This window comes from Nocardia sp. NPDC050718, assembly GCF_040654235.1.
Taxonomy (GTDB): Bacteria; Actinomycetota; Actinomycetes; order Mycobacteriales; family Mycobacteriaceae; genus Nocardia.
In genome coordinates this window covers 2,097,493-2,106,959 of the sequence record NZ_JBFAHQ010000001.1, presented here as the reverse complement: position 1 = coordinate 2,106,959, position 9,467 = coordinate 2,097,493, and the positions used below count along the sequence as shown (strand labels likewise).

Below are 9,467 nucleotides of genomic sequence, written 5' to 3'. Positions count from 1 at the left end.
TCCAGCACGTACACGCGGGTGTTGGCGACCGGGGTGCCGATCGGGGCGGCGGCGGGGGGGGGGGGGGGGGGGACCGGGGTGGTGGCCAGGGCCGGGCGTTTGGGGGGGGGGGTCAAGGTGTAACCGCCCCCCCCCCGGGGGGGGGGACGGCGCGCAGCTGCCGATGTCCCGGCTATCGGGACGTCACAACTCAGGCCAGGTCGACGAGGACGACCTTCGAGGCGCCGACGGCCTCGGCGATCGCGGTCTGCACCTCGGCGGAGACCTCACGGTTGACGCGCAGCACCACGGTGGCGCCCTCGGCGTCCACGTCCTGGCTCAGCTGCGCGGCCAGGATGTCGATCTCGGCCTCGCCCAGCTTGGTGCCGATCTTGCCCAGCGCGCCCGGCTTGTCGCCGTAGTTCAGCACGGCCAGGTTCAGGCCCTCGGCGCGCATGTCGTAGTTGCGGCCGTTGATGTTGACGATCTTCTCGACCAGGCTCGGCTCGGTCAGCGTGCCTGCCACGTTCAGGGTCGAGCCGTCGCCGAACACGGCGCGCAGGTCGACGACGCTGCGGTGGTTCGGGCTCTCGGTGGCGGTGGTGACCTCGGCGGTGATGCCGCGCTCCTTGGCCAGCGCCGGGGCGTTGACGAAGGTGACCTGGTCCTCGACCAGCGCCGAGAACACGCCGCGCAGCGCGGACAGCTCCAGCACGGCCACGTCCTGCGAGGCGAGCTCGCCGCGCACCTGCACCTCGACGCTGACGGGCAGCTCGTTGGCGATGGCGCCGAGCAGCGCGCCCTGCTTGCGGACGACGTCGAGCCACGGGGCGACGACATCGTTGACCGCGCCACCGGTGACGTTCACCGCACCCGGCACGAACTCTCCGGCCAGCGCCAGCAGCACCGACTTGGCGACATCGGTGCCCGCGCGGTCCTGGGCCTCGGCGGTGGAGGCGCCAAGGTGCGGGGTCACGACGACCTCGGGCAGGTCGAACAGCGGGCTGTCGGTGCACGGCTCGGTCTCGAACACGTCCAGGCCGGCGGCACGCACGTGGCCGGACTTGATCGCGTCGGCCAGCGCCTGCTCGTCGATCAGGCCACCGCGCGCGGCGTTGACGATGATGACGCCCGGCTTGGTCTTGGCCAGGGTCTCGGCGTTGAGCATGCCCTTGGTCTCGGGCGTCTTGGGCAGGTGGATCGAGATGAAGTCGGCGCGCTCGAGCACCTCCTCCAGGCTCAGCAGCTCGATGCCGAGCTGGGCGGCACGCGCGGGCGAGGTGTAGGGGTCGTACGCGACGATCTTGGTCTCGAAGGCCGCCAGACGCTGCGCGAACAGCTGGCCGATGCGGCCCAGGCCGATGACGCCGACGGTCTTGCCGAGGATCTCGACACCGTTGAACTTGCTGCGCTTCCAGGTCTTCTCGCGCAGGGTCGCGTCGGCGGCCGGGATCTGGCGGGCGGCGGCGAGCAGCAGGGTGACCGCGTGCTCGGCGGCGGTGTGGATGTTGGAGGTCGGCGCGTTGACGACCATCACGCCACGCTCGGTGGCGGCGGGCACGTCGACATTGTCGAGGCCGACGCCGGCACGGGCGACGATCTGGAGCTTCTTGCCCGCCTCGAGCACCTCGGCGTCGACGGTGGTGGCGGAGCGCACGAGCAGCGCGTCGGCCTCGGGGACCGCGGCGAGCAGCGCCGGGCGGTCGGGGCCGTCGACCCAGCGAACCTCGACACCGTCACCGAGCGCGTCGACGGTCGACTGGGCGAGCTTGTCGGCGATCAGAACTACAGGACGGCCTGCTTGGCTCACTGTGGGGTACTCCTGGGGAAGAAAGGGGTCGGCAGTTACCGCCGACCAGAATAGTCGCCGGGGTTCGGGTGCCCTTACCCCCCTGCCCGAAAACCGGGTGAACCCTGGGCGTCGCCCCGCCTACCATCACGCCATGTCCTTGCGCACCGTCCCCGCCTCGATGGATCCGGCCGTCGTGGCCGCCGTCGACGCCGAGCTCGACCGGGTGGCGGCCGAGCACGGTGTGACGATTCGCCTGGCCATCGAAAGCGGCAGCCGGGCTTGGGGTTTCCCCTCACCGGACTCCGATTACGACTGCCGTTTCGTCTACGTGGCGAGCCTCGAGACCTACCTGTCGCCGTGGTCGACCCGCGATGTCATCGAGACGCCGCTGGTCGGGCTGCTGGACGTGAACGGCTGGGATCTGGCCAAGGCGCTGCGCCTGCTGGTCCGGGGCAACGCCGTGCTGGTGGAGTGGCTGATGTCACCCATCGTCTACCGCGGCGACGAGGCGTTCCGCACCCGGTTGCGCGCGGTGGCCGAGGAGGTGGCCGATCGCGACCGCATCGCCCGCCACTACCTGCACCTCGGCACCCGCCAGTGGGCGTTGTTCCAGCGCAACGGCGGTTTGAAAAAGGTGTTCTACGCGCTGCGCCCGGCGATGGCGCTGCGCTGGCTGCGCGAGCATCCCGGCGCCGCGGTGGCGCCGATGCACCTGCCGACCCTGCTGGCCCAGTGCGAGCTGCCCGCCGACCTGGTCGCCGCGATCGGCGAGCTGACGGCGCTCAAGTCCAGGACCAGGGAGATGGGGACGGGCGAGCCGCCGCGGCTGATCACCGATTTCATCGCGGCCGAGTTCGAGCTGGCGGCCGCGGAGTTCACCGCGCGCGGGCCGCGGGATCTGACAGCGGCGCGGGCCGTGACCGACGAGTTCTTCCGCGCGGAGGCACTGGCCCCCAGATAGCAGAAACTCCGCACCTACCGGTGCGGAGCTTCACGTTCGTACGCTGGTCGAGCGCAGAATCAGAGGACGCGGACGTCCTGAGCCTGCGGGCCCTTCTGACCCTGACCGATCTCGAACTCCACACGCTGGCCCTCGTCGAGGGAGCGGAAGCCCGAGCCGCTAACAGCCGAGTAGTGCACGAAGACGTCGGGTCCGCCGCCGTCCTGCGCGATGAAGCCGAAGCCCTTCTCGCTGTTGAACCACTTCACAATGCCCTGAGCCATTTCAAAACCTTCTGTAGACGAGCCAGGTCCTAATAGTCCGGTCCCGGTCTCGGCTTCAACAATGCCATGATCCGACGAATTCCTCCACACCCGAGCTCGCGGACTGTGAGGAACCCAACCCGTGGTTGCTGCCACCTGGTGCTGTCACACAGCGGGCGCGCCGGGCAACGAGGTGGATGCTCGGCGTATGCCGAGGTAGTTGCGGCGCGGATGCCGGATTCCCACGGAAGCACTCACCAAACCGACTGGCACGGTTCACCATCGACACCTCTACGCGGCAGTGAGCCGTCACCGTCAGCATCCCTAGACATTTTCGAGAAACCTCGTACGGCAAATTTCCTACCAGCGTATTTTCCGAGATCGTGAGGGAGCACACACCTCGTGGAGAAATCACGCAAGGAGTAGACAGTGCTGGACATCAACCATTTCACCTACGGCTGGGTAACCCCACTGCTGGCGTATCTCATGTCGGTCCTCGGGTCGATGCTGGCACTGCGTTGCATGGTTCGCTCGCGCGCTTCCGGTAGTCACGGCGGCTGGCTCACCGCGGCCGCGATCGCCCTCGGCGGCACCGGAATCTGGGTCATGCATTTCATCGCGATGCTCGGTTTCTCCGTGCACGGCGCGACCATCCGCTACAACGTCCCGATCACCTTGTTCAGCGCCGCCGTGGCGATGGGCGTGGTGTGGCTCGGACTGTCGATCGTGGTGCGGCGCAGCTGGGACAGCGCGGCCCTCCCGGTGGGCGGGACGATCACCGGCCTCGGGGTCGGCGCGATGCACTATTCCGGCATGTACGCGATGAAGACCGATATCGAGATCGTCTACGACCCGTTCGTGGTGGCCGTCTCGATGGTCATCGCCGTCGTCGCGTCCACGGCCGCGCTCTGGTTCGCGCTGCACATCCACGGCATCATCGCCACCATCGGCGCCGCCCTGCTGATGGGTGTCGCCGTCACCGGCATGCACTACACCGGCATGTTCTCGATGAGCGCGCACACCAGCGCCCACGTCGCGCATGCCACCGGCGCCACCGCCACCCAGCTGCTCACCCCGCTGATCATCGGCATCAGCATGGTCACCATGATCCTGCTCATGCAGGTCGGCATCACCGAGGCCGAGGACCCCAACCTGTCCCGGCCGGTGCACGGTCAGCGCGCGAGCCGGTTCTGGCCGAGCGGCCAGAACTAGGCCGAATCTGTCGTACCCGGTTGCGACACTGGGGAGGTAGAGAAAACCGGCTCGGGCCTCGGCTCGACCGCGTCGCACCGGGGGATCCACATGCTGTTCTTCATCATCGCGGCCGCGCTGTGCGCGGGTACCGGCACGCTGACCCTGTTCGCGGCCTCGTTCGCCGAATCCAGGGCGAACGACGCGCTGCTCGCCTCACGAGCCGCGTCGAATTTCATCGGCGACGGAAATCCGACCAGTAGCTTCTTCGCCCTGCGCGCCCGTCACGACCGGCTACACCGGCTCAGCGCCCGACTGCTGATCGTCAGCGCGATCGTCTGCCTGGCCGCGACCGGGTTCGCCGTCTATGCCGTCGGCGCCTACTAGACGACCCGCACGTGGTGCGCTTCCGGGCCGCGGCGGGTCTCCCTGACGCCGAATTCCACGCGCTGACCGGCCCGTAACGTGCGGAACCCCTCGCCGACGAGCTCGGTGTACTCCACGAACACCTCGGGCCCGCCCGCGTCGGGGGTGATGAACCCGAATCCCTTACCGCTGTCGAACCAGCTCACAACGCCGTTCGGCATCGACCGACCTTCCGAATCAATTACCTGACATGCAGATTCGTTCATCGTCGCATGCCGGTGCCCGCGAGTTGTAGCAGGGCGTCGGCGACCGTTCCCGTCCCGGCGACACCGCCCGCGCGCCACCCGGTCCACGACACGGCAGCGAGCGACCTCGCGCGCGCATCGGCCCTGGCTAGACTCCCTGCACAGGTCCGCCCGGACCGCCCGGTCGCGAGAACGGAGATTCGGTGCACGCCCCCATCGCGCGAGGCCCGAACACACCGCGACCACCCGTGCGGGCCGTCCGATGATCCGGCGGCCGACCGCCACCGAGATCCGGACCACCGTCGAAGCGGTCACGGTGTTCGTGGCCGCCGCGGTCGCCGTCCTCGCCATCATGCTGCCGATCAGCTTCGCCGCCCTCGCCGAGTCGCGCCATGTCGACCTGCTGGTGTTCAACATCCCGCGCGCGATGACCGGCGGCGCGTTCGTCGCGGTCATCACCGCCGCGGTCACCGTCGCCGTCGGCAGCGTGCGCACCGCCAAATGGACGGCGCAGGTCGCGCTCGCGGGGATTCTGCTGAGCCATCTGGTCCTGGCGCGCAATGTCGACAGCGCGCATTTCACCGGCCTGTCCTTGCCGACGCTGAACTTCCTCGACGCCCTGCTCGCCGGAATGGCGGTGGGCGCCTTGGCCATCGCGGTCTGGCCGAGCCCACTGCTGCGCACGGTGTACTTGTTCGCCGTGCCCGCCGCGACCGTGCTGGGTGACCTCACCGAGGCACCCACCGACCAGACCTCGGCCGGGTTCGACGGCGTCCTCGCCGGCTCGCTGCCGCTGTGGTTCATCGCGGCCACCGTGCTCGCCCTCGGTTACTTCGCGGCGACCACCACCACCCCGCCGCGCTCGGTCCTCGACACCGCGATCCCGCTGGCCCCCGTGTTCGCCGCCGTCATCGCCTTCTCGGTGATCCTGGCGACGTCGCTGGCGCTGGCGGTCCGCGAGATCACCGTCCCGTACGTGCTCGCCGGCGCGATCGTGGTCGTGGCAGCCGCGACAGCGGCGGCGCTGATCCTGCCCGACCGCGACGGTGTCCTGCTCCTGCTGATGACCACGTTCGCCGTGGCGGGCAGCCTCGTCATCCCGCTCCCCCGCTCCGGCCTGGTCGACCTGGCCACCATGATCGCCCTCGGCGCCGGGCTCCTGCTCGGTCTGCGCGCGCCCCGCGCGATCATCGCCGCGCTCACCGTGGTCGCGCTGTCGGTATTCGTGCTGGCCACCGACCTCCTCGACCCGCCCGCCGCGCTCAACGCCGCCGTCGGCTGCCTGGCACTGGGCGCGGTGTGCGGGTACTGCGTCGGCACGGCGGTCCCGCGGAGCCCCACCTCGGCCGTCGTCGGCCTGTCGATCCTGTTCGTGCCGTCGCTCGGCGTGGCGCTGAGCGACGACAAATTCGGCCACCTGGCCTACTCCCCGTCGTGGTACCGCACCGCCGACGTCGACCGCGGTCCGATCCCCGCGACGGCGTCGATCGGCATCGCCCTCGCCTGCACCGCCGCGATCGTGCTGCTGCAGCGCCGCCGGCCCGCCGTCTAGTCCCAGCCCAACTCGGAGAACACCCGCCCGCTCAGCGCCGCCCGCACCCCGACCGCGCAGTACTCCACGATCTCCCCCGGCAGCGCCGCCGGATCGAACCACCGCAGTTCCGAACACTTCGCCGGCTCCCGATTGACGACCTCCCCACCCCAGCGCCGCACGGTGAAGAACAGTTGCACCCGCTCGTCGCTGTGCAACACGTGCGCGAATTCCACCTCCCGCGTGTCGATCTCGACCCCCACCTCCTCGCGCGCCTCCCTGATCAACCCCGCGACGGCCGACTCCCCCGCCTCCAGATGCCCCGCGGGCACATGGAACAACCCGTCCCCGAACCCGGTATCGCGCCTGCGCCCCAACAGCACTCGCCCCTCCCCGTCGAGCAGAACCAGATGCACCCCGACCAACACCCGATACTTGTCCACGAATTCACCCTACCGAGATGCCGAGATGCCGAGATGCCGAGATGCCGAGATGCCGAGATGCCGAGATGCCGAGACCACCCCTGTCACAGCCGGATTCGGGGTACAACCGGTACATGAGTTTCCCGGTGACCTTCGGGTTCGCCCAGATCGGCCTGCTCGCCCTGCTCGCACTCGCCGTAGCCCTGCTCGTCTCGGCAGTCCTCGCGGCCCGCCGCCGCGGCGGCCTCAAGTCCGTCCTCGGCCGCGGCGCCCCCGGCCTGGCTCTGCTCCTCGTCGCCACCCTCCTGCTCTGGATCGCCACCCTCCTGCAGACCTACCTGGGCCTGTCCGGCGAGATCACCGCCGCCCACGTCGTCGCGAAACCCGTTGCCGGCCAATCCGACCAGCTCGACCTCGAACTCACCCTCTTCGACGACGACGGCGCCGTCGACACCCGCACCACCCACCGCGTCGAAGGCGACCTCTGGGCCCTGCAAGCCAACATCGTCGAACTCCACCCCTGGGTCAACGCCCTCGGCTTCCACTCCGGCTACAAGATCACCCGCCTCTACGGCCAGCGCCTCGACGGCAAAGCCACCACCCAGGACCACATCATGCTCAACGGCCGCGACCGAGACTTCTTCGAAGACATGAACACCGGCACCTGGTACACCTCCCCCTTCGTCAAATCCGCCTACGGCAACGTCGTCATCGCCACCCCCGGCGAATACGACGTCCTCATCTCCCACGACGCCATCAAGGTCAGGACAACGAACTGACGGGCCCCCGGAGAGCCCGTCCCTCCGATGCACCACGCAAATCCTGGGCGATCACCAACTCACAATCCGCTCAACGGCACGGAACACATCCTTCAGATGCGGAGAATCCTCCGGAAGTCCGGCAAGCTTGACCTTCTGATAGCCCAGAACATCCGCGGACGAAACCTGCTCGGACTGTGTCAGTCGCATCTCGTTGCGGTATCGCTCGAACCAGTCCTGCTTGGCCGCCTTACCGTCGGTACCCGATGCCACGTAGCCCAGTGCTTCGCTGAGCAGCGCTTCCGGAGTCGTCCCGGGCAGGAAGTCCAGGTGATCGTTCGCCCAAAAGATGCATGTCCGCACCGCATTGCACTTGTTGTGGTTGTTTCGATCACTGTCGGACCCGTGATCGATCGGCAACTCGGGAACGGCCTCGTGGAAAGTCGACTTCCAGATCCCTTTCAGCGCATCGAAATCATCCCCGGCCGCGCCAACAGCAGAGGCGACATCGATCGCCGAGCCTCGACCGGGAACCCTTTGATCCCCGTCCAGCAGGATTCCTATCTCCGACATGTCGGACACCGCGAAACTCGCCAGCGCCGTCTTGACGATTCCGCCCGCACCACCGGGAAAGGGAACGATCTCCAGCGTGTCCAGCTTCGTCGGTGCATGTACCCGCAGCGCGGCCCGCACCAATTCCGCCGCGAGGTCATCCTCGACCAGGATCTTCCGCCGCGAGTTGAACACGGTCTGTCCCAGATGCGCGAAGGCTTCGGTCGGCGAACACGCATCCGCGATCTTCACCACGCGGTTCGACTTCGTGTCGAAAGCGAGCACCTTGATCGCCTCGGACGGCAGATCGGCGACCAGGATCGGCGAGTGAGTCGCGATCACGACCTGATGCCCCTTGGACAAGGTTTCCGATTTGATGAATTCCATCAGCGCGGCCTGCGCACCAGGATGCAGCGAGACCTCCGGCTCGTCCAGGAGTATCAGTGACCGTTCCGGTGCCCGCTTGATCGCGTCCACCAACCGCACGACCGCGTACTCGCCACTGCCCGCGTGCGCCTCGGAGTACACCGACCGACCTCCGTTGGCCATGGTGGCGGTGTCGTCTTCACCGACGTGCAGACGGACGGTGAAGCCCTGCGGTCCGAAGAATTTGTGTTCGAGCATGTCGACTCGTCGTAGCGGCTTTCCCAGAATGCGCCCCGCTGCCTCCACGGAGGACTCGTCCAGCTGCCTGACCGTTGCGACCAGCTTCTTCTGGTACGTGCCCGGGACCGAATCCCCGCGTAGCGCACGGGCGACCAGATTCGAGTTGAGAATCACCCGGAACCGGCGCTGCGACGGTTCCGAAACCCAGCGGTCGAGCGGACTGTGGTGGATGTACTTGTCGAACGCGCTGATCTCCGATCGGAAGTCGAGATAGACGACATTCTTTCGGATCAGATTCCAACGGTCACGATTGGCCGAGACCATCGAGTCGAACCCGGCTACCGGAACCTCTGCCATGTTGTCGACATCGACACGCTTGGTGGGCTCCCAGTAGTCGGGATCACGCTTCCCCGACAGCTTCGCCGGGACTTTCGAACGGTACGGCTTGTTTCCTCGGTACTTGCGGCACTCTGCCCGGATCTCGCTGTTGTCGAACGCGTACTTGTAGATGAATCGATGTGACGCTCGCCCTCGGCCACCCGCGTCGATGTCGTCGACCTCGGTCGAGAACCAGAACTCCGCAAGACTTCTCCCTTCCGGCGCCGACGACAGTGCCTGCAGGATGGAGCTCTTGTTGGTCCCGTTCGGCCCGATCAAAGCCGTGATCGGCCAGGGGAAGGTCAAGGCCAGACCAGGGGCAAGTGCCTTGTACATCGGGAATCGAATCTCCTCGATGTAGGGCAAGAACTTCGAGCCTCCGTTGAATGCCGAGGTCAACGATCTGTTCAGGTCTCGCTTCTGGCCGGCGGAGCCCATCGTGCA

The 9,467-nt window shown here is 67.6% G+C and carries 10 protein-coding genes; 5 read left to right on the top strand and 5 right to left on the bottom strand.

Translation table 11 applies throughout. From position 1 onward, the window contains the following. Positions 1-190: 190 nt before the first annotated feature. On the bottom strand, positions 191-1,789 hold the full coding sequence (gene serA, locus AB0H54_RS09495; protein WP_355282809.1) for a phosphoglycerate dehydrogenase: 1,599 nt from the start codon (positions 1,787-1,789) through the stop codon (positions 191-193). 133 nt (positions 1,790-1,922) lie between these two features. Here serA and AB0H54_RS09490 point away from each other — a divergent pair, with 133 nt between their 5' ends. Then, complete coding sequence (locus tag AB0H54_RS09490; RefSeq protein ID WP_357344113.1) at positions 1,923-2,732, top strand: nucleotidyltransferase domain-containing protein; 810 nt, start codon at positions 1,923-1,925, stop codon at positions 2,730-2,732. 59 nt (positions 2,733-2,791) lie between these two features. Here AB0H54_RS09490 and AB0H54_RS09485 read toward each other — a convergent pair whose 3' ends face one another. Continuing rightward, positions 2,792-2,995, bottom strand: a complete 204-nt coding sequence (locus AB0H54_RS09485) for a cold-shock protein (RefSeq protein ID WP_014987157.1) — start codon at positions 2,993-2,995, stop codon at positions 2,792-2,794. Between the two features lie 408 nt (positions 2,996-3,403). Between AB0H54_RS09485 and AB0H54_RS09480 the strand changes: the two genes are divergently transcribed. After that, complete coding sequence (locus AB0H54_RS09480) at positions 3,404-4,186, top strand: MHYT domain-containing protein (RefSeq protein WP_355282803.1); 783 nt, start codon at positions 3,404-3,406, stop codon at positions 4,184-4,186. Between the two features lie 90 nt (positions 4,187-4,276). Further along, positions 4,277-4,552: a hypothetical protein gene (locus tag AB0H54_RS09475; protein WP_357344111.1), complete on the top strand. Its 276-nt coding sequence runs from the start codon at positions 4,277-4,279 to the stop codon at positions 4,550-4,552. Here the strand turns inward: AB0H54_RS09475 and AB0H54_RS09470 are convergent. After that, the gene (locus tag AB0H54_RS09470; RefSeq protein ID WP_355282800.1) at positions 4,549-4,752 is read right to left on the bottom strand and encodes a cold shock domain-containing protein; all 204 of its coding nucleotides are present in this window, start codon (positions 4,750-4,752) and stop codon (positions 4,549-4,551) included. The two genes, AB0H54_RS09475 and AB0H54_RS09470, sit on opposite strands and share 4 nt — an antisense overlap. Before the next feature lie 286 nt (positions 4,753-5,038). Between AB0H54_RS09470 and AB0H54_RS09465 the strand changes: the two genes are divergently transcribed. Further along, positions 5,039-6,328, top strand: a complete 1,290-nt coding sequence (locus AB0H54_RS09465; RefSeq protein ID WP_357344110.1) for a hypothetical protein — start codon at positions 5,039-5,041, stop codon at positions 6,326-6,328. Here AB0H54_RS09465 and AB0H54_RS09460 read toward each other — a convergent pair. Then, positions 6,325-6,750 (bottom strand): NUDIX domain-containing protein, encoded by a 426-nt coding sequence (locus tag AB0H54_RS09460; protein WP_357344108.1) that lies wholly within the window; start codon positions 6,748-6,750, stop codon positions 6,325-6,327. The genes AB0H54_RS09465 and AB0H54_RS09460 overlap by 4 nt on opposite strands. Positions 6,751-6,863: 113 nt before the next feature. Here AB0H54_RS09460 and AB0H54_RS09455 point away from each other — a divergent pair, with 113 nt between their 5' ends. Then, positions 6,864-7,508 carry a hypothetical protein gene (locus AB0H54_RS09455; protein WP_357344106.1) on the top strand — a complete coding sequence of 215 codons (645 nt, stop codon included), beginning with the start codon at positions 6,864-6,866 and terminating at the stop codon, positions 7,506-7,508. A gap of 51 nt (positions 7,509-7,559) precedes the next feature. Here the strand turns inward: AB0H54_RS09455 and AB0H54_RS09450 are convergent, their stop codons facing one another. Further along, positions 7,560-9,461 carry an ATP-binding protein gene (locus AB0H54_RS09450; RefSeq protein WP_357344104.1) on the bottom strand — a complete coding sequence of 634 codons (1,902 nt, stop codon included), beginning with the start codon at positions 9,459-9,461 and terminating at the stop codon, positions 7,560-7,562. Positions 9,462-9,467 lie beyond the last annotated feature (6 nt).